The organism is Shewanella chilikensis, assembly GCF_002836945.1.
GTDB classification, from domain to species: domain Bacteria; phylum Pseudomonadota; class Gammaproteobacteria; order Enterobacterales; family Shewanellaceae; genus Shewanella; species Shewanella chilikensis.
This window is the reverse complement of record NZ_NIJM01000011.1, coordinates 1-24,909: the sequence shown is the minus strand read 5'-3', so window position 1 is coordinate 24,909 and position 24,909 is coordinate 1. Positions and strand designations below refer to the sequence as shown.

The following is a 24,909-nucleotide window of genomic DNA, read 5'->3' as shown; positions in this document are numbered from 1 at the left end:
CGTCTCCTTGTTATGAGTTATGAGATGACAGGTTTAATTAACATAAGCCCACATCCAAAGCCCTTGGCGGGGCCTATGCCTTGCGCCAGCAATTGCAAGAATTGTTGTGGCTCGTGCACAATTAACTCGCCTTGCAGATCAACACTGCGAAATTGCGCTTGCTTACCTTTTTCCGGAATAGGATGCGCCTGATAGGCTTGCCATTGAAACTGGCTAGCTTCAACCAGCTCATCGCTTTGTTCATCTTCCACCGGGTAGGACACCAGCGACATAATGCCTTGGCGGGACGGATTATCCGTAAGCCAATGCTGCAGACGGACTGAGACAGCCTCTTGCAGCGCCAGCGTCAGCAACGACTCGCAGGCCAAACCTCTCACTGCGGCAAAGTAACGAGTTTGGCTCAAATAGCTCAAGAGCCAATCATTTAACTGTGGTCGTATGGCTGCTGGTTTTAGCTGTTGCAACAACGCCCCTTTACTCGCCGCAGGTGTTAAGCCCAGTTCCTTGGCGATACGCTGATAAAAAGCAATTTGCTCATCCATCACCAAGTCGTGCCGTTTGCCTTTTTTGGTCACCACGGGATTGGCCCGCAGCCGAAAAGCCAAGCGCGTGCCCTCTACCAAAGTAGGTGCAAAGGGTTTGCTCACCACTGAAAAGAGTGGTGAGTCCAGTTTAGGTTGGGTTTGCGACAGGATAAAAAACAGCGGCCCATCTTCCAACGCCATATCTGGGCTATTTTGCTGCTTGGCGAGTTCCGTCCGATACAGAAAATCCCGTTGGGATTGCTCAAAGAGATCCCAAAGCAACTGGTGATAACCATAGCTGTTGCCAGCCAATACCTTCACCAACTGCGAATTGTGTAAAATATCCGGACGGAAAGTCACTTTAGATAAGAACATCAGCTCTCCTCCGATAGATGTAGGTGATACACGCAGCGCGGTTCAAACTGCCAGCGTTGACGACAGCGCAACTGATCGTGCAATACCAATTGCATCACTTGAGACTCCCAGTCGCCCTCGGCGGCATAGTCCTGCAGCTTACCTTCCCAAAAGTAATCTCTAGCGTGAGTGTCACGAGGCAAATTCAATGCAACCAGGGGCTGATACTGACGAAATGCGTCGGCAAAACCCTTTGCTTGAATGAGCTGAGGCTCCATAGGCGCCGCAAGCACACAGGCTTTACGCCCAAGATAAGGCACAAATACCGGCCGAGTAATGGCATCCATCAGTTGTTGCAGGCTATAGGGTGCATTGTCATTAGCTTTGAGTGCCACTAACGCACAGGCATCGGTACGATATTCCCTTGTTGAAAGCACTGTGCCCAGCCTGTCTCTCCCCAAGATTAACTCGTCGCGGCGGGTTCGATATTGAAACTTCCCCACCTTATCCGGTGCCTGCACTGTATGATAATCCCGCAACAGCTGACCAGCCTGCACCTCTGTCGCCAGTTGGTAACCACGATTCAGGGCTAAGTGTTGCGCTTCCTGCTCCCGCTTGAGCCCCAATGTTGCAGCCACCAACCCCATTATTGCCGCCTTGGTTGGGCCATAGTGGCTGTGACGGGATTCGCCGATGGCAATATCCCCCCAACTGGCCATTGGCCCATAGAGGCGCATGACTAAATATTCCATGCCGCCTCCGTTACTTATCTGCCCCGGCAACAAATGCGAGCAACTCGGCGAATGTGCCCTGTTCGGCATTCACATTCAGCTCGTAGCGCTTGGCGGCACACGCTCCATAGGCTTTGTCAAACAGTTGATATTGGGTTTGAATGCGTGAAGTGGCCTCTTCGAGATAGTCAGCATCTTTCCACCCCCTTATCTCTATGGGCTTGAGAAAGGCACTGGCTAAAGATCTCGGCTGCTGCTCGCCGATTTCGGTTAACACATAGCTGGCGTAGCTCTGCTGGGCAAAGCTGTTTTGTTTACCGGAAGGAGCCACTTTTACGGCAGCTTCTATCAATGCCGCCACCGCCTTATCAGCAAGCGCAGCATCACCGCCAAGGTTGTCGGCCAGCTGTTCACGATTAATGCAGATATAGCTGTAAAACAATCCAGCGGCAAAACCGGTTTCACCTATATGGGATGAACCCGAATCTTCGCGGCCATCGTTGAGGTCGTCCACCGCGGTGAAGTAATCATCTTCAATCACCACAGGGTGAACGCTTAAGGCATGGGCCACCTGACAAGCGGCTTCAATATTAAACTCGGGTTTAGACGCCAACATGCGGCCAAACATAGCGATATCCACAGCACTGGTATTATGACGCAGCAATGCCAGTTCTTCTTTGAGCGGCGCACGTTGCTCGGCAATCAAAGTTTCCACCAAGGCATCTATCGCTGCCAACTCGTCACCGCTGACATGCACCAGCTGTTCAATTTCCAGTTCTATCAATGGCTTGTCTTTATTGGCCTTTTTCAATTTGCCAAACACTTCGGCAATAGCGCAGCTCCATTCGATAGCACTTTTTTCTTTCACGCCAGCAGCCAGCAACTTATCAAAAACCTTGGCGCCCAGCATTTTGGTGCGAACCCCAAGATGCCCCGCCAGGGCACTCTGGAATAACTCTGAGGTACGCCAGTGGCGCTTCAAACTCTGGGACGACACTCGTAAACGCTCGATCCCACCCATTTTGGCGGTCTTGGGTCTGCCTTGGTCATCACGATTTAAGTTAGCGGGTGGATAGCTGGTCAACATATGTACCTGAATAAAACGACTCATCATTTTTTCCTTAAAATTCACCATAAAATTGAAGGTTAAGCGGCGTAATAATCCCGCGCCCATTTAACGGCCAGACGATTAACCGGGTTACGTTCAGGCCCCTGATAAAACTCCCGATACCACTGCAAAATATCCGCTGTCAGCGACAATAAATTCACCTTGCCATCGAGCAGACGAACAGCGCGCAGCAAGCGCCGATAAAACTCCTCGGGAGTACGGCTTTTCAGCAACTGTTTGAAGCGCATTTCACTCATAAGCGGGCGTTCTTCGTGGCCTTTCAGTTGGCTGGCAAAACTGCGGCCAACGTCATCTGTTTTAACCCAGGGCAGAATGGCAGCAACCAGAGCACTCGCCATCAGCTGTTGCTCAGTACGCCAGGAGGCCGGTACTCGTTGCAAAAAGTGGGCGAAAGCCTCTGTCATCAACACTTCTTCCGGTTTATCGACTCGGCGCAATTGCGCCCGCATGCCACGTTGTTCATCGAGAGAGGTATGCCAGCGCCTAAGCGCCGTGCCATCCGCTCCTTGTAACCCATGTTCCTGCAACCCATAGTTTTCGCTCATCAGACGGCCTCCTTGGTTGTGGATTTGCTCGGTTTAATGACTTTAATTTGCTTATTGGTATTAAAACTTTTAAAGAGGGATGCCCTCGCCTGCATAACCCGTTTCAGGTCGAGATCTTCCGGGGTGGCATTCAAGGTAAATTGATCAAACACCCTTGCCAGCGTGCGCTGCAGCTGTTGATGCCAGACATGAAAAATCTCGGAGCGTTGAAGACTTTGCCCCTGAACCGCAACGAGGCAATCATTCAACAAGTTGTAAAAGTGAGTAGATGTGCTGTGATAAAACTCGGCATCGATAAAGCTAATGTCACCGGATACATCCTGGGGACGCCGATACCAGGCTTGCTTAACATGATGACGTAACAGCTTGGCAGATTCGCGGGCAGCATTGACCAGGTATTGCACCAACTCCTGCATCTGAGTGGTGTGCTCGCTCGCCAACTGCAATACCGGCATCGTCTGTTCGTACCAACAGCGGGCTTTCATGTTGTCCATATCATAGCCAAAGCACCACAGTTGCAGTTGCTGCTTGCTACTCAGAGCATAGGTTTTGTGTTCATAGAAGTCCTGCACCACTTTGGCCGCCTGGTCGCCGTTGTCGCTGTCGGCCAGCGTCAGCCCCAGCCAGTGGCGATAACCCAGGCCCCCTTTTTGCCCCTTTAATGACAAGGGAATTTTTTCCCTCTTGGGGTCGACTCGATAGGGCGTCAATGGATGCCTCCAGGCTCCATCATAGTTCACCCCATAGTTACGGGTGATAAACTGAGTGACACCAATCTGGCTATTCTGGCCACAAAGATCGCACTGGCAGGCCATCTCGGTTGGTCGCAGGCGAATACGACGCGGCATGCCCCAATACATTTGCAAGGCGTGCACGTCCTGCGGAAAAGTCGCCGTGCCGCCCTTGTCCGAAAGCCGGGTTGGCCCCAACCAAGGGAAAATATCGGCGGATAACGGCTCAAGCGGCGGCTTAAACCCGGTTGAAGTATCCAGCACATTCAACCATAGCTTTTGCCACAGACTCGATGGCCCAACCGGACGCAGCAGCGTGGTCAATGGCCCGCCGCCCCGCAACCCAACCCTATGACCAACCCCGCCGGAAGGGGCATTGGTTTGCAGGGTAAACAATGCCTGGGCCGCACAGGCAGGACAAAGCTGCTTGATTAGGCCGCCTTTAATAAAGAAATCGAGATTGTCTTTAATGGTTTTACCGCCCGGCGCCTCGATTAACAGCCCGGCAATCTCCTTCGCTTCGCCTTCTGCCAGACCCAAGTCCTGCAAGAAGGCCGCTTGAGCTGTTTCACTGAAAAGCTCAAACGCAGGCGCCAACTGACTAAAACGAGCCTTTAACTGCTCAGCATCCGGCGCATCTTCATACCTATCGCTCCAGTCTTCCGCATCTTGCGGGGCCACAACTGTCTGCAGCAAGCCAATCAAGAATTGATAGAGTGCGCCTTGAAAATCTGGCCGCACTGCGGCGAGTTCCACCACGGGGTTGTCCGTTTCGGCTAGCTGCCAAGGTGCAATTTGGCAGGTTGAACCATCGGCCCGAATCGCCGGGATCCAAGCGTCATTGATTAGATTCATATCGCTTCTCCTTGTTGCCCCACCCAGCCCAGCTTGGCGGAGTAAAATGTTTGCCACTGCTGAGTCAGCGGGAACAACTGATGCCACTTCAAGGCAGGGGTTACGGCCTGCAGGGCTTGCAGTTGCGCCTTAATATCGGCCGAGAGGGCCGCATCGGCTTCGACCCATTGCTTTTCTCTCAGGGTTAATTGACTAAGGTCCCAAGCAAATTCATGCTCTTGGGCATAGGGTTGCCATTGGCCCTGTTCATCTTTGCCCACTAATACCACTGATAGGGTCTTATCGCTGAGGCGGGTGGGCACATTGAGCTCTTCCCCCCAACCTGTCTCGTTACTCGACTGACTGTACCCTTGCTCTATGTTCAGCAGGTTGGCATTGGCAATGCTGATGGCAGCCTTATGCTCCCCCAAGGCTTGATAACTACTGTCGAGTAAGGCTTCTGGAGCATCGAGAGGGGTATCCATGTCATAGGCGGTCTCAATCAAGTCGCGGGCATCTTCAGGCATGCGATAAGCCGGTTTGCCAAACAGCAAATAAGCTGAGCGCCACAACAACGCCAAATCTTGGTATACGGCGCGACTACCGCTGCGTTTGGGCAGCCAATCCGCTTCGGCATCCAGAGTCGGTTCCGGGCTAACCACGTAGAGACAAGGTGTACCACGCCGATCGGCAGAGTCATCTGTAATGGGATCGCCATTGGTAAGGCGACGATGCCGATGTAAGCGCCCGGCTCGCTGCAGCATTAAATCGATTGGAGCCAGGTCGGAAATCATCAGATCAAAATCCAGATCCAGGCTCTGTTCAACCACCTGAGTGGCAATTAACACTCGTCCGGCTCGAGTCGCCGCATTGCTTTCCTTGCCAAAGGCGCCGAGTACTTGCTGTTCAATCCTTTGCCTGTCCACCATGGCAAAGCGACTATGAAATAAAGTCAGCCGTTCCGCGTCAAAGCCGCAGTTGTGCAACATTTCATAAGCCGCGCGGGCTTCATCTACGGTATTACGCACCCAGCAGACACACTCTTGCCTGGCACAACTTTGTTTTATCAATGCCAGCGCTTGCTGCTCATCTGCCAACCTGGAAACATTCACGGTGCGGCACACTTGGGCACGAGTAGCCAAGGGGTATTCATGGCAGGAAACGGCTGGAAACTGGGTTGCCAGAGGATAGTCATTGCACGTTAACTCCGGAGACGGTTGCGCCAAACCTTCGGCATAAGCCTTGAGCAAGGTGGTTTTCATCGCCTGGGGCAAGGTTGCCGATAATAAGATTGCGCTGCCCCCCTGGCTGGCATGCAGTTTTAGGAGTCTTGCCAGCAAGGTTTGCATATAGGCATCGTAAGCATGGACTTCATCCACCAACAACACCTTGCCGGACAGCCCCAGTAAACGCAGTGATTGATGACGGGCGGGTAAGACACTCATCAATGCTTGGTCCAGCGTGCCCACCCCTACATTGGCCAGCAAGGCCTTCTTACGGCTATCGGCCAACCACTGGTTACAATAGGCCGAGGCCGAGAGTTCCTGATTTTGGTAACTGAGGTCCTTGGGCTGTTCCGGTAACATAACCGATTGACGAAACAGGCTCGATAGGTGACGGGCCCCATGGGACAGCACCAGCGAAGGGCGACTATCGGGATTAAACAACGCCTGATAGCAAGCCGCCAACCTTTGATACATGGCATTGGCAGTCGCCATAGTCGGTAAACCAACATACAAGCCAGATGCCAAACCTTGAGCCAACATTCTGTGTACCAAGGTGAGTGCCGCCTCTGTCTTACCGGCTCCGGTGACATCTTCCAGAATGAACAACTGCGGGGAATCACTGAGCGCTTGGTCGACAGCATATTGCTGCAAGGGAGTGGGAGTTTGAATAAAGGGGAACAGTTGCTGAATCGAATTGAATGGATTAGCAGCCAGGGACACTAACTGTGCCTGCGCTATTGCTTCAGCAGCCTGCTTTTGAGCCTGTTGGTAATAGTCACTCAGGGAGATAACACGACTCTGATAAGGAAAGAAATGCTGATTTGACCCCTGCCAGTCTGCCAAAACGGCCAGGCCCGCCAACTGCCAGGAACACTGCTGCAACCGAGCGCGCAATCCCTTATCAAACAGCAGCCCGACCTCGTCCGGAGTAAGCCAAAAGGCCAGCATCTCTTTTACAAAACTAGCGGCGGCGGCAATATCATTTGTGCTAAAAAACTGCGGCAGTGATTTAGGCCGCGCTTTCGGTGGCTGACCATGGTGACCCATCACTATCTGCAACCAACAGCTGAATGTAGCGCTAATAGCTACTTTTGGCGCCGAGAGTTCGGCTTGATTGGCAAATGCCTCAATAACATCATCAGCCCCCTTGACCAACCAAAAGCCCAAGGAATCATGCCGCTCTGTATACAGGTAATCGGATGACGACTCGGTTAACTGTTCAGATAGATGGGGAGCCAGGTTTTGAAAAGCCCGGGCAAATTTACCGAGATCATGAATACTAAGTAAAAAAGCAAACAAGCGTTGTAACTGTTGCTGAGATATTTGCAACTGCTTTGCGAGGCGTTTGCCAAAGTCATAGTTTTCTGACAGCAGGCACCAACCACAAGCAGCTACATCCAAGGCGTGATAAGCCAATAAATGGTATTCATCTCCGGAGCGATCGACACCTTTTTGTGCCTTACCCCAATAACGATAATAGTGTTCTGTCATGCCATTCGCGTCCGTTCCCTACTCTTGGGCTTAGCTTTGACCAAACCCAACACACTGACAATCCTGTAAATTCTTACAGGTTAACTGAGTTTACCTTGGCTTAAACCATGCCTGTTCTAGCTATTGAATAACCACTGCTTGATGTCATTTCGGTTTACCAGCACCAACTGCTGAGCCTCTGGAGTGCCATCCAGATACTTGGTATTGACCTGCATTTCCCTGAGCAGGTAATCCACCAAGGCTGCCCGGCACTGAATAATGAGTTGTCCCCCTTCCATCTGATAATCCTTGGCCAGCACCTGTTGTTGCTGGGCTGTCAGGCGGGGATCCGGAGCCAGAATTACCGCCAGCATGGTCTGCCAGGCCGAGTCATCTTTTACAGTTTGATGGGCGATGCCCTCCACAACAGGAATTCCCCGAAAACGGCTCAGGACAAGATCGCGAAAAGCCGCTGACTTTTCACAGTAACCCCGAACATGGTAGCGGCTGCCGGCTTTGACTAAGGTGTGAGGAGTAAAAATTCGGCCTTCATCTTCGGGATTGGATAGAGAGACATATTCCACCTCAAGCCTGAGGTTTTGCTCGATGGCATTAATCAAACCGGCGAGGACATGGCGGCAAGTGTTGCGTTCCGGCAATGCCATTCGGGTGGCACAGGAGCCATTCAAGGGGCGGGGCTGAGCAAAGTAACCTGTCTCGTACCAGAGGAAAAAATCATCCAGGGAAGCAGATGAGTAGCTGAGACTGGCATGCTCTGCAAACCCAAAACAGGCCTTATCGAGCTTTATCAGGGCGCCTGGGTGCAATTCCCGGTATTTGGCCAAATCTTTGTGGGCTTGCTGACGGGTAATGGCAAATTGGTGTTCGATATCTTTATTGCGGACTCTCCCTTTCCAAAAGGCCAACATCTCGAGAAAAGCAAATCGCTCTATCGGCAACTTACAATTGCTCACCTTACCCTCCATGGACATTTAACTGTCGTCACCTGAACATAAATTCAGTCTGCCATAGCCCCATGTCAACGAGTAGGTCTGATGGCGAAATATTCGACACGCATCATACCGTATAAAGGACTGTAAGCTGAATGCCTTAGAAAGGTGAGAACAAATCCCTTGCATACTCTGCGTTGGCCTATAGGCTTGGATGCATGGTGTGATTCGCAGCAACTCACCAAGCAGTTACGGCCCTGAGCCGCTATCCACTCCAATTGCAAAATGTGATTAACCAAGCAAAACGGTCAAGTTTTATTGGCCTAAGCTTGGCTAAAGCTAAAGATGCTTTTATTATGCATGTAAATTGATAATACAGAGAGCATCCTATGTCAGCGCAAATCTCCCTCGAACGCAGAGTCGGCGAACTGGTCGCCGAAGACTTCCGTAACGCCCATGTTTTCAGCCGTTTTGGTATCGACTTTTGCTGTGGCGGTGGCCGCTCATTGGCATCGGCCTGCGAGCGAGCCGACGCCGAGCCCACCGAGGTACTGCACGCCTTGAGCCAACTGGCCGCAGAGGGCACGCCGGACGATGCCTTGGCCAAATTGCCACTTGGTGAGCTTATCGACCATATCGAAGCGACCCACCACAAGTACATACGCGATACCGCACCGCTGCTGCTGGAATATGCCCAGAAGATGGTGCGGGCCCACGGTGAGCATTATGAAGAGATCAAACCCTTGGCCGGTTGGATCCGCGCCCTGATGGACGACCTCTTGCCCCACCTGCAAAAAGAGGAACAGATACTGTTTCCGGCCATTCGTGCCCTGAGTCAAGGGCAAGAGTTCAACACCTGTTTCGGCCATATAGGCAATCCTATCCGGGCAATGGAATATGAGCATGATGAGGCGGGGCAAATTCTGGCCAAGCTGCAGCAGTTGACCAATCACTACCAGGCCCCTGAGCATGCCTGCACTACCTGGCGGGTATGCTATGCCACCCTGGCCGAATTTGAAGCCGATTTGCACCGCCACATCCACCTGGAAAATAACCTCTTGTTTCCCAAAGCTCTGGCACTGGTGGACTGAGGGCTGTTCAAATCCCGGCTGACTTGCTACAACTGCATTAACAGCAGTAAACAAGGAGTTAGTCATGCCGGTTACAGGTTTCATTCTGGACGATATTGAAAATCTGCGTGAGTCTGCCGCAGTGGAGTTCAAACTCGCCGCCGGCCGCCATGGCAAGGGTGCGCTGCCACAGGCGCTGTGGGAAAGCTACAGCGCCTTTGCCAATACCAATGGCGGCGAAATCATTCTTGGTGTCAGAGAGGAAAAAGGCGAGTTTTATATCGAAGGAATTGCCGAACCCAGGCCCCTTATCGATGAAGCCTGGAAGATACTCAACAATTCGCAAAAAATCAGTGCCAATATTCTTGGTCCGGCCGATATCCAGCTGATAGAACTGGCCGGTAAACAGTTGATCCGCTTTCATGTGCCTCAGGCCGACTACAGCCAGCAACCCATCTATCTGGGGACGGAAGCAATTGGCGGCACCTATATCAGGGTTGGAGATGCCGATATGCGCGCCAGTCCAGCGCAGGTGAAACGTATGTTAAGACGCAAAAAAAGACACAAACTCAAGCCAGCCACAATTCCAAAGTTAAATAACTTCCCACCAAGGCAATAGCCGAGCCCATGAGTTGCACCGCCCGTTTACGCTTGCCATCCGGGTTTATCAAACTGCCAATGGCCACTCCGGCAACATGAATCGCCGCCGTCCCCAGTATAAAGCCCATTGCATAAATACCAGGCCTTGCCAATTCGGGCATTTCGGTGCCGTGGACATAACCGTGAAACAGAGCAAAAATGCCGACAAAAGCCATGCCGAAAGAGATTGGCATTTCTCGATTGAGGGCTATGACCAACCCCAGCAACAATACCGACAGCGCTATGCCAGGCTCAACAAATGGTATCGGGGTAGCGATCATGCCCGTGATAGCACTCAAAGTCATAAAAAACAGAAATGCCAACGGTACTGACCAGATGGCGCTGCGCCCTAGCTGAGTGCTGAAAATACCAACACTGAGCATAGCCAGCAGATGATCAAATCCCAGCAGGGGATGATTGAATCCATCCCAGAAACTACCATCCGCATGCAGCTCGTGTGCTGAGACCGGCAGGCTCAACAGCAACGAAAACAGCATGATTATTCGGGATGGCATAGGTTAAATCTCAGGCGATAACTGTAAATGATTATACATTAGCATCAAGTTTATGTTGTGAGAATGATAACAAAGAAAAGAGGTGAATTAACGCACACCTTAATGAAAAACAATTGTTTCAATTAATTGCATTCAGTGGATATACAGGTCTAGAAACCTAAAGCAACCTATTGATTATAAATGATATATCATCAAAGCCACAGATGAGCTACAGCAAAAGAGTCAATTCACTCAAGGACCTAATCTGTATGTGAGGCAGTAAGCTATTAGCCACCCTGCAGTTGTCACCGGCAAATGCCGGATTGAGCCAAGCAGCCTGACAGCCGGCCTTACGGGCACCTTCGACATCTGTCAGCGGGTGGTCGCCGACATGCAGCAGCGCCTCAGAGGGTAAGACCAGGCGCTCGGCGGCCAACTGGAACATATCCCGCCAGGGTTTACGTCTGACACCATTGCCCGGATGCAGCACAAACTCAAACATCTCTCCCAGGCCAATTCTGCCGGCATCCACATTGCCATTGGTGATCCCAACCAGGCGAAATCGCTCAGCCAATTGCGAAAGTAAGGCGAGCACTTCCTGTGACACCCTAAAGTCGCTGCGCCGCTCAAGGAACAAGGCCAGACCCGCTTTCGCGCCAAGCTTTGCCTTGTGCTTATCATATCCGAGCATCTCCAACCCGGTTTGCAGCAGCGCCAATCGCGCGGCACTGGTGTCATGAGTCAGCTCGGCTTGCTGCAGCAACAGCTGGCGCTTCAACGCCCGCCAGTCTGCGGCCTGCCAGTTGCCGCTCAGTGGGTATTCTTTGGCCAGCCAGTCAAGCAATGCGCCTTCGGCGGCAGCGATGATTGGCCGGTTATCATAGAGGGTATCGTCGAGATCAAAACTGATGGCTTTAATAGCGCCGGGGCGAAGAAACACCTGCATCACTTGTCCTTTTTAGCTCTGGGGTGAGCGCCGTCATACACCTTGGCCAGATGCTGAAAGTCCAGACTGGTATATATTTGGGTGGTCGCCAGATTGGCGTGTCCCAGCAGCTCCTGTACCGCCCGCAAGTCGCCGCTGGATTCCAGCATATGAGTCGCAAAGGAATGCCTCAGCTTGTGGGGATGAACCCTGGCGGATAGCACCTGCTCCCGCCCCCAGCGCGCCATGCGCGCCTGAATACTGCGATGCGCCAAGCGCTTGCCCTTGGCGGTCACGAACAGCGCCTGATCTTCACAGGGAATATCCCGGCGGTAATCCAGCCATTGTTGCAATGCGGCAATGGCGACCGAGCCCACCGGCAGCAGCCGTTCCTTGCCACCTTTTCCCATCACCTTGATTTGCTGCTGGGCGAAATCCAGTTGCGGCACATCCAGCGAGGCCAACTCAGCCAAACGCAGCCCTGAGGAGTAACACAGCTCCATCATCGCCTTGTCACGGGCACTGAGGGGATCTGTCACCTCAATATCCAACAGATGGCTGATGCTGTCGGCGTCGAGATTCTTGGGCAGCGGCTTATTCTGTTTTGGGGCGCTCAGTTGCCGGGCGGGATTGCTCTTGACCAGCTCTTCGAGCAGCAGAAATTCGTAGAACTGCTTGACCGCCGACAGACACAGAGACAAAGAGCGGGGGCTAAGCCCCTGACGGTGTAACTTGGCCAACACAGCACTCAACTGGGGATCGGTTACCTGATCCCAATCAATATCCTGCGGCAACAGCCCGGCAACCCGTTGCAGTTCGCGCAGATAGTTGCGGGCTGTATAAGGAGACAGCTGCCGCTCGGCACTGAGATAGCGCTCGAAGCGGCCAAGCCAGGGAGAATCCTGTTTAACGGCCATCAGAGCTTGGGCAGCAGATGGTCCAACAGCTGCCGCAACTGATCCAGCAGCATATTGTCCATCTCCGGATGGAAGTGGGTCACATCGGCACTGGCGATAGCAAAGATCACCTGGCCATTTTGTTCCGACAGCCGTGCCAGTGACACTGAGCCGACTTCAGAGCCGAACAAACGCTTGGACTCCTCCTTGGTCAGGCGACCAAAGTAATAGCCGTGCTGCAGGCGCTTACGCCAGATGGCCGAGAGTTCTGAGTCGATATCATGCACGGTAATCAGGCGGACATGGCTGAAGTTAAAGGCTTCTTTAAGCTCGGCGCACAGCACCTGTCTCAGCTCGCCCATATCTTCACAATCGAGCAGCTTCAATGAAAGCTGGGTATTGAAGCGGAAGATTTTCTCGTTGCGGCTGGCCATGCCAAGCAGCGCGGTGATCTCCTCTTCCAGCTGTTGTGCCCGGCTGCGCAGCAGCTCCTGCCGCCGCTCTACCAGAGAAACTGTGCCACGCTCGCCGTGGGGCAGACGCATAGCCAACAGCAGCTCGGGGTGACGGCAGAAAAACTCCGGATTATCCAACAGATATTCACGGATGATCTGCTCATCAAAAGGTGGATTGAGCTTAGCTTTGGCGTCTGTCATATCTGTATCTGTCCGTCGTATACCTGTTCGGCCGGGCCCGTCATCCACAGCGGCTTGCCCTCACCGTCCCATTTGATTGTCAGGGTGCCGCCGGGCAGGTCGACCCGCACAGTGTTGCCCAGCTTGCCCTGCAGTTGGCCCACCACAGCAGCCGCACAGGCACCACTGCCACAGGCCAGGGTTTCGGCGGCACCGCGCTCATAAACCCTGAGCTTGATATGGCCCTTGTTGATCACCTGCATAAAGCCGACATTGACCCCTTTGGGGAAGCGTTCGTGATTGGTCAGCTGCGCGCCAATAAAATCGACATCTGTGGCAGCCACATCTTCGACTTCCAGCACGCAGTGGGGGTTACCCATGGAGACAGCACCGCAGAGGAAGGTTTGCCCTTCGGTTGGCAAAAGGTAGGTCTTTTCGGCCTTTTTGGCCTTGAAGGGGATCCGAGCCGGATCCAAGATAGGTACGCCCATATTGACGGTGACATTGCCATCACGCTCCAGGCGCAGGGTCATCTTGCCGGATGAGGTGCTGACCTTGATCTTGTATTTCTGAGTCAGGCCCTTGTTGCGAACAAAACGGGCGAAGCAACGGGCGCCGTTGCCGCACTGTTCGACCTCGCTGCCATCGGCATTGAAGATACGATAATGAAAGTCCAGATCCGGATCATAGGGCGGCTCGACCAGCAGCAGTTGATCGAAACCGATACCGAAGTTGCGGTCGGCCAGGCGCCGGATCTGCTCCGGCGAAAAGTACACATTCTGAGTCACGCCATCGACGACCATAAAGTCGTTGCCCAGACCATGCATCTTAGTAAAGTGGATCAAGATTACTCCTAGGTTCCAACGCCTACAGCGGGAAAGTACTTACACTAGTTTACGGCAGCAAGTGCTCACCTTGCCACAGTTGTTCCAGCTTTTCCCGTTCACGCACCAGATAATGTTCACTGCCATCGACCATGACTTCGGCCGCTCGCGGACGGGTGTTGTAGTTGGAGGACATCACAAAGCCATAAGCACCGCTGGAACGCACCGCCAGCAGGTCGTGGGCTTGCAGCACCAAGGCGCGCGATTTACCCAGAAAATCCCCGGTTTCACACACTGGGCCGACTATGTCGTATTCCCGGCTTTCACCCTCTCTTGGCTGCACCGGGATAATCTGTTGCCAGGCGCTGTAGAGTGACGGGCGGATAAGGTCATTCATGGCACCGTCCACTATCGCAAAATGTTTGCCGGCATTCTCTTTCTGGAACAGCACCTGGGTGACAAAGATCCCGGCATTGGCGGCAATCGCCCTGCCCGGTTCGAAAATTAGCTTCAGTGGTCGTTCACCCAGACGCTCGAGCAACGCGGCGGCATACTTGTCCGGTTGTGGCGGTGTTTCTTCATCATAGGTGACCCCCAGGCCACCGCCCACGTCCAGATGCTCAATCACTATGCCTTTTTCTGCCAGCCTATCGATCAATGCCAGCATTCTGTCCATGGCATCGAGAAACGGCCTGAGCTCAGTAAGCTGTGAGCCGATATGGCAGTCAGCGCCCTTGATAGCCAAGTGCGGCAAGGATTGCACCTGCAGGAAGGCTTCCTCGGCTTCATCCATGGCGATACCGAACTTGTTTTCTTTCAGGCCGGTGGAGATATAGGGGTGAGTACCGGCATCCACATCCGGGTTGATCCGCAAGGAAACCGGCGCCTGTTTACCCAAAGAGCCTGCCACTTCGTTGAGCAGTTCAAGCTCGGCGCGGGATTCAACATTGAAGCAATATATACCCAGCTCCAGTGCCAGCTTCATTTCCGCCGCTGTCTTGCCGACACCGGAAAACACCACCTTGGCCGGATCGCCACCTGCGGTGATTACCCGGGTCAGTTCTCCGCCTGAGACAATATCAAAGCCACTACCAAGGCGTGCCAACACATTGAGCACCGCCAGATTGGAGTTGGCCTTAACCGCATAGCAGATAAGGTGCGGATGACTGGCCACGGCCCTATCAAAGGCATGCCAATGGCGCTCCAGTGTCGCCCGCGAATAAATATACAAAGGCGTACCATATTGAGCCGCCAAATCGGCTACGGCGCAGTCTTCGGCATACAGAGCCTGAGCTTGATACTGAAAATGATCCAATTAGTTTTCCTCTGTCGATTGCTGGGGTTGTTCGGTTTGTTCCGCCTGGGGTTGGTTCTCCGGCAGATCCGGGCTCTTGTAAAGAACGCCTTTTTGACCACAACCAAGCAGCATCAGGCTAGCAAGCATCAGGGATAAAAACAGTCTCATTTTACTCAACATCTGGGCAGCAGGATTACATTAGCCTTATAATCGCATTCATCTTGATGAAAGCAAAGGACAGATATTCCATGGCCATGACAGATACCGAATATCATCAGCTCGCCGATGAAATGTTCGACCGGATAGAAACCGCAATTGAGAATGCAATCGATGAACAAGATGCCGATGTTGATATCGACGCTTCAGGCAATGTGCTGCAGCTCGAATTCGCCGACAGCTCCAAAATAGTGATTAACAAGCAGGAACCACTGCACCAGATCTGGGTAGCAACCCGTTTCGGTGGTTATCACTTTGGTTATGTCGACGGTAAATGGATAGACGAGCGCAACGGCGGCGAATTTATGCCCTTCGTCAGAGAGTCCATCAGCCGCCAAGGCGGTATAGAACTGTCGTTCTAATGATTTAGGGGCGGTCAGAACTCTGTCTGCGCCGCCCTTGCCGTAACCCCGAAAGGCACCACATCCAGATTACCGCTCTGGCGCACCAGGCGGAAAAACTGCGGAAAGTTGAACTGATTTTTAAGGTTCAGTACTTCACCGAAGGCGTAATGCTGGGTGACAGTATTCACCAGTTCACTGACATCCGGATTGCTGTGCACATAGTGGCTCAAGCCATTTCCTTCATCCAATACAAACACGTCCAACTCATCTTCCCGGCTACGCAGGAAATACTGGATCACCCCTTTCACCGCATAGTTCTGGATAACCTCAGGCACCTTGACCCAAGGATCGTTGGCAAGCTCGGGCCTTGGCAGACTTTGTAGCTCGCCCCTGGCCAACTGACGATAGAGGGACTTCACATCGCTGAGATCCCGGTAACTCATGCCCTTGGCATCGAAAAACAAGCCATATTTCTTTTCACCCAGTTGCAGTGGCTGCACTAAAGTCTTGGACGGACAGGCGTCTTTTATCAGTCGGTGCACCTGCTTGAGAGTATCCACTACAGTTTGTTCCAACTGGGACTGTAGCTTTTGCGAGGCACTGACAACATCGAAGGCCACCTGTTGTGGCGCTCTTCTCATACCTGGAGTGGCGAAGGCGATGGCCTCCAGCAGGGCCTTCTCACCGCTAAAGCTGTGGCAATGCCATTCCCCCCAAGAGTTAAGGCTCATCAGTTGTACCGAACCCAGCAAACTGGCTGCCGGTTTTCCTGTCGCCAGCAGGTTGCTGCCCATGAGTTCAAGCATCAAGGTTTGACCCTGCCAATGTTCGCTGGGGTCCTGCTCCAAATTAAGGATCCACACCAACTTGCGATAATGCCAAGGCTGGCACAGATCCAGTTTCGACACCCGCCATTTCTTGTCTTCGGTATAAGGCAGCAGACGTTCGGCCACCTGGTTAAGACGCCGACACCGTAGACGCCCCGTGCCGTATTCAAACCAACGACTATGGTTGGTTGCCACCCCATTAAGGCAGGCCCAAATCATCAAAGAAGCGGCATCATCGGCCTGATAGATGGCTACTTCGCCCATAAACTGCCGCGGCTCCGGAGATAGACGATAGAGATGACAACGGCCATCCTGTTCGCTGCGAACTATGGTCAAATTCGGCTCAGCCAGCGACTGACTCCAAAGCCGATTGAGCCGCAGGATCTGCTGCTTGTCTTCGCTGAAATAGGTGTGCAGCTTACGAGTCAACAGCCCCAAGTCTTCTACTTTAAAGTACTCACTCAGCCTGTGAGTCGAAGCGAAATGCAAAAGAGTTTGATAGCTGGCCAGCATCAACTCGTTAAGTTGAGCGTTGAACCACTGAAGCTGGCCACTGTGCCAATGTTCGCAATCATCCAGAGTAATCAGCAGGCTCTGGGGCCATTCCCACTGCTCCACCAATTGCTTGAGTTTGTGGTAGCGCCAATCGTGACACTGCTCGAGATCACTGAGCCTGATACCACACTTGAGGTAAAAGCAGCGGCGCACTATCTCCAGCCGACGATCATCTCCCACTTTAAGCAGATAAGACTCGATATATTGATACAGGAGCAGATAGGCGTCGTTGGCGTTGGAAAAGTCACCGGCCAGAGTTCTCAACCATACCCATTCACTGACCAGATTGGTTTGTGGATAGTTGCTGGCATAGGCTTCCAGCAGCAGCACCTTGAGCAGGGCCTTGTGCGGCTTGTCCAAGCCTTTGTAGAGCTGCCATAAAGAGGCACCAAAATACTCATTGGCGGGTAGTTGGTGCACATCACCAAGAAACAGGAAATCGCTGCAAGGCTGAGCATTGGGCCACCAGGCGACCGTCTTGCCGGCCAGGCGAATATGGCTGCGGTAGAACTCTTCCAACAACAACCAATGCTGGGCGCTGCCGCTGTGTTCATGCCCCAATAGCTCCCACTCGGCGTCTTGATTGCAAGTGTCGTCACGACAAAACTGCCGCGGGTGTACCAGATAAAAGTTCACTTCGAATTGAAAGCCGGCAAACCAGCGGGTGAGTTTGAGGCTCTTGTCCCGCAGCAACTCTACTTCTTCCTGGGTCAACCCGGCGTCATAGACCAACCAGACATCCACGTCGCTCTTGGGGTTCTGGCCAAAACTGGCAGTACTGCCCATTACGTAAACCCCTTCCAGCACAGGACTGGCATGCTGGTGATCCTCGAGCTGCGGTAACGTGAGGGTAGCGAGCGATTCCTGGAGCTCAACTGAGAGTTGGAACCCCTTGATTCCGCATGGTGTCAAGGGACTATTATGTCCGGGCAGGCGGTTGTGATGCTGATGCAACAATAGAGGGATCAGGTTAAACAGATGCCTTTGCAATGGGGAAAACAGCGCCTGAGCACGAGCCAAACGCACTCGATTGAGGCGCTCGGCGTATTCGGCGTATTGTCGCTGACGCTCGGTCATCCAAATTTCACTATCCCTGAAGCAGTTGGATGATCATGCTAACACTTTTGCGGTAGCAGGCAAGTAATGAGATCAAGATCACACTATTTGGCAAAAATTTAACGTGCCCACTTCAAAGATTGAGCAGCGTTCGGTGCCATTCTCCAATAGGCAATGTTAGCATTGGCGCATTTAATGTACTCTCACGGAAAAGATTGGCATGTCAGAAAATCGCATTCGCATCGCAACACGTAAAAGCCCTCTCGCCATGTGGCAGGCAGAATTTGTCAAAGCCGAGCTGGAACGCATTCACCCTGGGCTGACAGTAGAACTGCTGCCAATGAGCACCAAGGGTGATGTCATCCTGGATACTCCTCTGGCCAAAGTAGGCGGCAAGGGATTGTTCGTTAAAGAGCTGGAAGTCGCCATGCTGGAAGATCAAGCTGATATCGCGGTGCACTCCATGAAAGATGTGCCGGTTGAATTCCCGGAAGGTCTGGGATTGGAAGTGATCTGTGAACGTGAAGATCCCCGTGATGCCTTCGTTTCCAACAGCTACAAGAGTATAGATGAACTGCCTCAAGGCGCGGTTGTCGGTACTTCAAGCCTGCGCCGTCAATGTCAGCTCAGAGCCCGTCGCCCGGACCTTATCATCAAAGATCTGCGTGGCAACGTGGGAACCCGTCTGGGTAAGCTGGATGCCGGTGAATATGATGCCATCATTCTGGCTGCCGCCGGACTTATCCGCTTGAAACTGTCAGAGCGTATTGCCAGCTTTATCAGCGCCGAAGAATCACTGCCGGCCAACGGCCAGGGTGCTGTCGGCATCGAATGCCGCACCAATGATGAGCGGGTAAAAGCCTTGCTGGCACCGCTTGAACATAAAGAAACCCGCTACAGGGTATTGGCCGAAAGAGCAATGAATACGCGTCTGGAAGGAGGTTGCCAGGTACCTATCGGAGCTTATGCCGAGATCCAGGGAGAACAACTGACCTTGAGAGGTTTGGTAGGTAATCCTGACGGCTCTGAAGTCATTTCAGGAGTGGTAAGTGGTCATCAAGACGAAGCGGTGGCCCTGGGTAACGCCCTGGCAGAAGAACTGCTGAGCAAAGGCGCCAAAACCATATTGGATGCCGTTTACGGCAAATAACAAGGCGGCACTATGAAAGTGTTGTTGACGCGCCCTGAGGGGCGCAATCACGCCATGGAACAGGCGCTGACAGAAAGGGGCATACCTTTTATGGTGACCCCTCTCTTGGCCGTCGAGGCCATGGAAGACAAAAGTATCTCCCCTACCGAGGTGCAGAATGCCGACATCATTGTATTTGTCAGCACCAATGCGGTGCATTTCGGCACTCAAGCGCTGAATGCCTCCTGGCCGTCACACATTCAATATTTTGCCGTCGGCGAAGCCACCTTCGAGGCCTTTGCACATTATGGCATTCAAGGGCATAAGGCTCCGGATGACAATCAACAGACCGAAGGCCTGCTAACCCTGCCGGGGTTACAACCCGAGGCAGTAAAACACAAGAAAGTAGTCATAATTAGGGGTAACGGTGGCCGGGAAGTACTGGGAAAAACACTTCAGCAATATGGCGCTGAAGTCAAATTCTGGGAGGTCTATCGCCGTACCTGCCCTGCCTATGATGCAGTACAGCTGGTCAAGGAATGGCAAGACTTTGGGATAGACACCATAGTGATCAGCAGTGCAGAAAGCCTGACGAACCTTATCCGGCTGCTGCCAAAAGAGTATTTTGCTTGGCTGCAAGCATGTCATATTATAGTTCCCAGCATTCGGGTGGTAGATAAGGCCGTGGTCGCCGGATTAACTCAGGTGACTGATGCCACTGCAGCCAACAGTAAGGCCGTACTCAAGGCATTGAGGCTTTAGTTTTCCCCCCTCCCGATTTCCAGCCCTATTGTCGCGTTAAAGGACTGCATTAATGGATAACAGCAAGCCAGAAGTCGGGAGCGATACCCCCGCACTGCCTACTCCACCTCAGGGTTCCACAGAGCAAGATACCCCTGCGGCGACAGCCAAGCACAGCTCATGGCTCCTGAAACTAACCCTCCTATTGAGCCTGTTGCTGGCACTGCTGGCCTGCGCCACAGGTGCTTATCTCTTTTGGCAACTGCAGCAACAGCAAGCCACCAATGCGCAGCTGGCAACTTCCCTCGAACAAGTCAAACAAGCTCCTGAGGCCAGATTGCAGGCGCTTGAGCAGCAACTGAGAAGCGACCTGCAACAAAATCAACAACAGCAAGGCGCCATAGAACAACTGAGCGAAGCTCAACAACAGATGCAAACCCGTATCGCCACTCTGGCACAGCGCAGCCCCAACCATTGGATGGCGGCAGAAGCCGAATACTTGGTGCGGATGGCGGGACGTAAACTTTGGTTGGAGAAAGATCCGCAAACTGCAACCGGCCTGCTACAGGCCGCCGATGAGCGTATTGCCGCTATGCAGGAGCCATCACTAATGCCACTGCGTCGCGCCCTCGCCAACGATATGGCGGCGGTAAGCGCCATCAAGAATACCGACATCGCAGGTACTGTGTTCACCCTGGATGGCATTATCACTAAGCTGGACAAGCTGCCGCTCAACCGTGTCGGCAGTCAACAAATGGAGCCGGAAACAGAAAGTAAGATGTCTGACTCTATTGGTGACTGGCAGAGCAACCTGGCCAAGACCTGGAGTGCGCTGAAGGAAGACTTCTTCACTATTCGCAAGATAAGCTCAGATATCACACCACTGCTGTCTCCCCAGCAGGAATGGTACCTGCTCGAAAATATCCGTAATAAACTACTGCAGTCACAGCTGGCCCTCTACCAATATGATGAGCTCAACTACCGCCAATCATTGGCCATGGCCCGCAAATGGATCCAACAATATTTCGACCTTGACGATCCGCGCACCGAAGAAGTGCTGACTGCAATTAATGCTTTGTCCAGTCTGCAGCTGGATCCTATCAATCTGACTAAATTTGAATCCAGCGCCCAGCTCAAGCAGTTGGTCACCTATGGCGAACTCATGCCGGGGGCCGAACTATGATAAGAGTACTCATCTATCTGGTGATTATTCTGGCAGGCGCCTGTCTGAGTCCGCTCTTAGCCGGTAAGACGGGTTATGTTTATATCGCCTTCCTGGATTGGCAACTGGAAACCAACCTGCTGTTTGCCGTTATGGCACTCATCATCTTCTTTGCCCTGCTGCAGCTACTGGAATGGCTACTTGTCACTATGCTGAATCTGGTATTAAGCAGTCGCTACCTGCCGCGGCGCTGGCGCCGCAATGCCGCCCGCAAGCACACGCTCACCGGCGCCCTGGCGCTGGCAGAAGAAGATTGGCCTGCGGCCGAAAAGGCGATGCAAAAAGGCGCCGAAGCCGGTGAACTGCCCGCTCTTAATTATCTGGCAGCCGCCAGAGCAGCCCAAAGACAGTTCAAAAATGAAGAACGGGATGAGTACCTGAATAAAGCGGCCCAATTGCCTCTGGCGACCCAAGCGGTCACCACCACCAGAGTGCGCTACTACATGCAGCAAGGCGAACTTGAAAAGGCCCGCGAGCAACTGGATAAACTGCAGCCCAGCAGTAAGAGTAAGGCGCCGGTACTACAACTGGCCTTGGAACTTTATCAGAGCCAGCTGGACTGGCAGGCGCTGAAACTATTGCTGCCCACACTGCGTAAAAAACAGCTCCTGGATAATGAAGAGTATGAACTCCTGAACCAAAGAGTAAACAATGCTCTGCTGGCGCAAGCGGCCCTTCGCAACGAGCAGGAACTGGAAAAATGTTGGCACTGGCTAAGCCGCCAGGAACGCAGCCAGCAGCCCAATATGGCGCAATATGCTTTGGGTCTGGCTGGCTTCAACCGCCGTGAAGATGCCCTAAAACTGCTGAATAAGGCGCTGAAAAAAGAGCCTTGTGCTGCGGTTTTGGAAGTATTGCCGAAAATTTTTGAGCCGCAGGACAGCGAAACCCTGAAACTGCTGAAAAATTTGGAGCCCAAGCTCGAAAATCATGCCGACTACCAACGCTGTATGGCTCAAATTCATGAGCTCTGTCGTGAATTCAGTCTGGCCCGCGCGGCATGGGAACGCTTGTGTCATTTACTGCCCCGCAAAGAATACTGGCTGGCCTTAGCCAAACTTCAGGAACAATTAGCCGATAATCAAGGGGCTTTCAAGAGCTATAAGCAAGCCGCCAAGTGCGACTAATCGATAGATCTTTTCGTAATAAAAAAGCCACTTATTTAGTGGCTTTTTTATTAATCATCACTAGATTATCCGCACACATACTGTAACCGCATGAATGCGAGACAGATTCTAAGATATGGACATTTTGTCCCATCCATACCATTTCGCAGCCATTAACGTCACATATTTGACAGTCTTTGTTTCAACCCCAGACTTAATAATTAATACCTTTAACTGACGCTCATAGGCACAAAGTGACCTTGCCGTCAGTATATGTGTGCAAAGGAGTATGAGTTATGGGCGTCGCAATCAGTAAGCAAGACGCGGTTGTCACCAATCTGGTTGGACAACTCAAGGCCAAGGACGAAAATGGCAATATCCGCGATCTGAATATCGGGGATGTCATTCGCAATGGTGAAGAGATCATCTTCACTGCAAATGATACTTTCACCATAGAATATGCTGATGGTACAAGGCTGACAGAGCAAAATGCACAACCCAGCGCTCAACCTCAGCCAGATGCCTCGGCCGCAGATGTAGCCCAATTTGCCAATGAAGGGGTCGATGCCGAAATAGCCGCATTGCAGGCACAAATACTTGCAGGTGATGACCCTACCGCTAACCTGCCCGCTACAGCTGCCGGTGCCGGGACAGCTGGTAATCAGGGAGGATTCGACTATATCTCCGTAGCCAGGGATGGTTCTGAAGTATTGGCGAGCGCAGGTTACGATACCAGTGGCTTTGAGCAAACTGCCATCACCACCCAAGAAGAAATACTGCTTGAGGACCTTCCTTTGGTGGGCCCTACCCTTGATAGCGGTACAGCCACACTCTCTGATGCCAACTTGCCCACAGGGACGACGCCATCGTCCACAGCCTTGACCCAAACCGGTAACTTGAGCTTTAGCGCCGCAGCCGGTGTGGCAAGCTTGACCCTGGATGGGATAGCCATTGTCTCTGACGGCGTATTTGATGGCCCTGTCAGTATCAATACCGAATACGGTGTACTCACCATCAGCGCCGTTGACCTGATAAACGGCAATATCAGCTATAGCTTTACCCTCAATTCCGCGGTTGACCACAGCTCAAGTGATGACTTCTCCCAGGCTTTCAACCTGATATTGACAGATCTAGAAGGAAACAGTGTCGGTAATACCCTTACCATCTCGGTACTGGATGACGCTCCAAGCGGCCAGGATGACATCAACAGCGTAGATGAAGACTCACTACTGGCCATTAGCGGCAATCTGCTCGACAACGATGTTCAGGGCGCAGATACCGCACAGGTAACAGCAGCCGGCAGTGGCGGCAACCTTGATAATGCCATATCCAATCAAAGCCAGGTTTCAGGCAGCTACGGCCTGCTGACCCTCAATGCCGATGGCAGTTACAGCTATCAAATCAATTCTACAGCGCAAGCCGTTCAGGCGCTCGCTCAGGGAGAATCGCTGACAGAAACCTTCTCCTATCTGCTGACTGATGCCGATGGTGATACCAGCATCCAGACCTTGACTATCACTATCACTGGCACCAATGATGTACCTGTGATCAGCACTCCCCAGCCGGGTGAGGCCGACGGCGCTGTGCGAGAAGCCGGCCAGTTCGATGACGGCAGCATAGACCCAGGCACCCCTAGTGTCAGTGGCCAACTGAGCGCCAGCGATGTGGATAATGGTGCCGTGCTTATTTGGTCCGGCAGTGCCGACAGCCCTCTTGGCAGCTTCAGCATAGATGCCACCACGGGCGCTTGGAATTATCAGCTCGATAACGCCGCAGCCGATGGGCTGCTGGAAGGTGAAATTCGCACTGAAACCTTCTCTGTTACTGTGACGGATGAGTTTGGCGCCAGCGCCGAGCAACTGGTCACTATTACCATCATAGGGACCAATGACGCCCCTATTCTCAGCGCCGATAGCAGCGGCAGTCTCACCGAAGATGTTGATATCATCAATGGTATACTCAGTGACAGCGGCGCCTTGAGCTTCACCGATGTGGACATTGGTGACAGCCATGTTGTCAGCAGTAGCTACAATGGCGATGCAAGTTGGAGCGGCGGCGTTCTGGATCAAGCCACCCAGGATGCTCTCGCCCAGGGCTTTAGTGCGGACAATTCCGGCTGGAGTTATGAGATCGCCAACAGCCTGGTGCAGTTCCTCGCCGTCGGTGAGACCATCACCTTAAGCTTCACGCTGACGGTCACCGACGACTTTGGCGCCAGTGATTCACAACAAGTCACTCTGACCATTACCGGCACCAATGATGCGCCTGTGCTAAGCATCGACATGAGCGGCGCGGTCACCGAGGATGTCGATGTCATCAATGGCATGCTCAGCGACAGCGGCGACTTGAGCTTCACCGATGTCGATATCAACGACGGCCACAGCGTCAGCAGCAGTTACAACAATGATGTCAGCTGGACCAATAATCCCCCACTGGATC

At 52.7% G+C, this 24,909-nt stretch carries 23 protein-coding genes; 8 read left to right on the top strand and 15 right to left on the bottom strand.

Annotated features, from left to right (window positions below; all coding sequences use genetic code 11):
• Nucleotides 1-17: 17 nt before the first annotated feature.
• The 7 genes from cas6e to CX651_RS05885 form a co-directional block, all read right to left on the bottom strand.
• Entirely contained in the window at nt 18-899 is an 882-nt protein-coding gene (cas6e, locus tag CX651_RS05915) for a type I-E CRISPR-associated protein Cas6/Cse3/CasE (RefSeq protein WP_101054636.1), read from the bottom strand.
• Nucleotides 899-1,630, bottom strand: coding sequence for a type I-E CRISPR-associated protein Cas5/CasD (cas5e, locus tag CX651_RS05910; protein WP_101054633.1), 732 nt, complete (start codon nt 1,628-1,630; stop codon nt 899-901). Before cas5e ends, cas6e begins: the two co-directional genes overlap by 1 nt.
• 10 nt (nt 1,631-1,640) lie before the next feature.
• Complete coding sequence (gene cas7e, locus CX651_RS05905) at nt 1,641-2,723, bottom strand: type I-E CRISPR-associated protein Cas7/Cse4/CasC (protein ID WP_229839748.1); 1,083 nt, start codon at nt 2,721-2,723, stop codon at nt 1,641-1,643.
• 32 nt (nt 2,724-2,755) lie between these two features.
• Complete coding sequence (gene casB / locus CX651_RS05900) at nt 2,756-3,283, bottom strand: type I-E CRISPR-associated protein Cse2/CasB (RefSeq protein WP_101054627.1); 528 nt, start codon at nt 3,281-3,283, stop codon at nt 2,756-2,758.
• Nucleotides 3,283-4,869, bottom strand: a complete 1,587-nt coding sequence (gene casA / locus CX651_RS05895) for a type I-E CRISPR-associated protein Cse1/CasA (RefSeq protein ID WP_101054624.1) — start codon at nt 4,867-4,869, stop codon at nt 3,283-3,285. The genes casB and casA overlap by 1 nt, the downstream gene beginning before the upstream one ends.
• A complete protein-coding gene (locus tag CX651_RS05890) occupies nt 4,866-7,565 on the bottom strand; it encodes a CRISPR-associated helicase/endonuclease Cas3 (RefSeq protein ID WP_101054621.1) in 2,700 nt (899 codons plus the stop codon). The genes casA and CX651_RS05890 overlap by 4 nt, the downstream gene beginning before the upstream one ends.
• A gap of 116 nt (nt 7,566-7,681) precedes the next feature.
• Nucleotides 7,682-8,518: a WYL domain-containing protein gene (locus CX651_RS05885; protein ID WP_197021478.1), complete on the bottom strand. Its 837-nt coding sequence runs from the start codon at nt 8,516-8,518 to the stop codon at nt 7,682-7,684.
• 365 nt (nt 8,519-8,883) lie between these two features.
• On the opposite strand from CX651_RS05885, the gene ric reads away from it, so the two are divergent.
• Together ric and CX651_RS05875 are read left to right on the top strand one after the other, a co-directional pair.
• Entirely contained in the window at nt 8,884-9,585 is a 702-nt protein-coding gene (gene ric, locus CX651_RS05880) for an iron-sulfur cluster repair di-iron protein (RefSeq protein ID WP_101054619.1), read from the top strand.
• A 64-nt stretch (nt 9,586-9,649) separates the two neighbouring features.
• Nucleotides 9,650-10,183: an AlbA family DNA-binding domain-containing protein gene (locus tag CX651_RS05875; RefSeq protein WP_101054616.1), complete on the top strand. Its 534-nt coding sequence runs from the start codon at nt 9,650-9,652 to the stop codon at nt 10,181-10,183.
• Here CX651_RS05875 and CX651_RS05870 read toward each other — a convergent pair.
• The 7 genes from CX651_RS05870 to lptM form a co-directional block, all read right to left on the bottom strand.
• The gene (locus CX651_RS05870) at nt 10,134-10,718 is read right to left on the bottom strand and encodes a HupE/UreJ family protein (RefSeq protein WP_101054613.1); all 585 of its coding nucleotides are present in this window, start codon (nt 10,716-10,718) and stop codon (nt 10,134-10,136) included. The genes CX651_RS05875 and CX651_RS05870 overlap by 50 nt on opposite strands.
• 208 nt (nt 10,719-10,926) lie before the next feature.
• Nucleotides 10,927-11,643 (bottom strand): HAD-IA family hydrolase, encoded by a 717-nt coding sequence (locus tag CX651_RS05865; protein ID WP_101054610.1) that lies wholly within the window; start codon nt 11,641-11,643, stop codon nt 10,927-10,929.
• Nucleotides 11,643-12,539 carry a tyrosine recombinase XerC gene (gene xerC, locus CX651_RS05860; RefSeq protein WP_101054607.1) on the bottom strand — a complete coding sequence of 299 codons (897 nt, stop codon included), beginning with the start codon at nt 12,537-12,539 and terminating at the stop codon, nt 11,643-11,645. Before xerC ends, CX651_RS05865 begins: the two co-directional genes overlap by 1 nt.
• Nucleotides 12,539-13,174, bottom strand: a complete 636-nt coding sequence (locus tag CX651_RS05855; RefSeq protein WP_101054604.1) for a DUF484 family protein — start codon at nt 13,172-13,174, stop codon at nt 12,539-12,541. The genes xerC and CX651_RS05855 overlap by 1 nt, the downstream gene beginning before the upstream one ends.
• Nucleotides 13,171-13,998: a diaminopimelate epimerase gene (dapF, locus tag CX651_RS05850; RefSeq protein WP_101054602.1), complete on the bottom strand. Its 828-nt coding sequence runs from the start codon at nt 13,996-13,998 to the stop codon at nt 13,171-13,173. Before dapF ends, CX651_RS05855 begins: the two co-directional genes overlap by 4 nt.
• Before the next feature lie 49 nt (nt 13,999-14,047).
• On the bottom strand, nt 14,048-15,292 hold the full coding sequence (gene lysA, locus CX651_RS05845) for a diaminopimelate decarboxylase (protein ID WP_101054599.1): 1,245 nt from the start codon (nt 15,290-15,292) through the stop codon (nt 14,048-14,050).
• Nucleotides 15,293-15,442, bottom strand: a complete 150-nt coding sequence (gene lptM, locus CX651_RS19955) for an LPS translocon maturation chaperone LptM (RefSeq protein WP_165564220.1) — start codon at nt 15,440-15,442, stop codon at nt 15,293-15,295.
• 80 nt (nt 15,443-15,522) lie between these two features.
• Between lptM and cyaY the strand changes: the two genes are divergently transcribed.
• The gene (gene cyaY, locus CX651_RS05840; RefSeq protein WP_025011356.1) at nt 15,523-15,852 is read left to right on the top strand and encodes an iron donor protein CyaY; all 330 of its coding nucleotides are present in this window, start codon (nt 15,523-15,525) and stop codon (nt 15,850-15,852) included.
• A gap of 14 nt (nt 15,853-15,866) precedes the next feature.
• On the opposite strand, the gene CX651_RS05835 is transcribed toward cyaY, so the two are convergent.
• A complete protein-coding gene (locus tag CX651_RS05835; RefSeq protein WP_101054596.1) occupies nt 15,867-18,293 on the bottom strand; it encodes a class I adenylate cyclase in 2,427 nt (808 codons plus the stop codon).
• Between the two features lie 199 nt (nt 18,294-18,492).
• Between CX651_RS05835 and hemC the strand changes: the two genes are divergently transcribed.
• From hemC to CX651_RS05810, 5 genes are all read left to right on the top strand, one after another.
• A complete protein-coding gene (gene hemC, locus CX651_RS05830) occupies nt 18,493-19,422 on the top strand; it encodes a hydroxymethylbilane synthase (RefSeq protein ID WP_071475691.1) in 930 nt (309 codons plus the stop codon).
• Nucleotides 19,423-19,434: 12 nt separating this feature from the next.
• Nucleotides 19,435-20,163, top strand: coding sequence for a uroporphyrinogen-III synthase (locus tag CX651_RS05825; RefSeq protein ID WP_101054592.1), 729 nt, complete (start codon nt 19,435-19,437; stop codon nt 20,161-20,163).
• Between the two features lie 52 nt (nt 20,164-20,215).
• Nucleotides 20,216-21,325, top strand: a complete 1,110-nt coding sequence (locus CX651_RS05820) for a uroporphyrinogen-III C-methyltransferase (protein ID WP_101054590.1) — start codon at nt 20,216-20,218, stop codon at nt 21,323-21,325.
• Nucleotides 21,322-22,491, top strand: coding sequence for a heme biosynthesis HemY N-terminal domain-containing protein (locus CX651_RS05815; protein ID WP_101054587.1), 1,170 nt, complete (start codon nt 21,322-21,324; stop codon nt 22,489-22,491). The genes CX651_RS05820 and CX651_RS05815 overlap by 4 nt, the downstream gene beginning before the upstream one ends.
• Nucleotides 22,492-22,766: 275 nt before the next feature.
• On the top strand, nt 22,767-24,909 hold a 2,143-nt coding region (locus tag CX651_RS05810; RefSeq protein ID WP_157822674.1), incomplete at its 3' end, for a retention module-containing protein.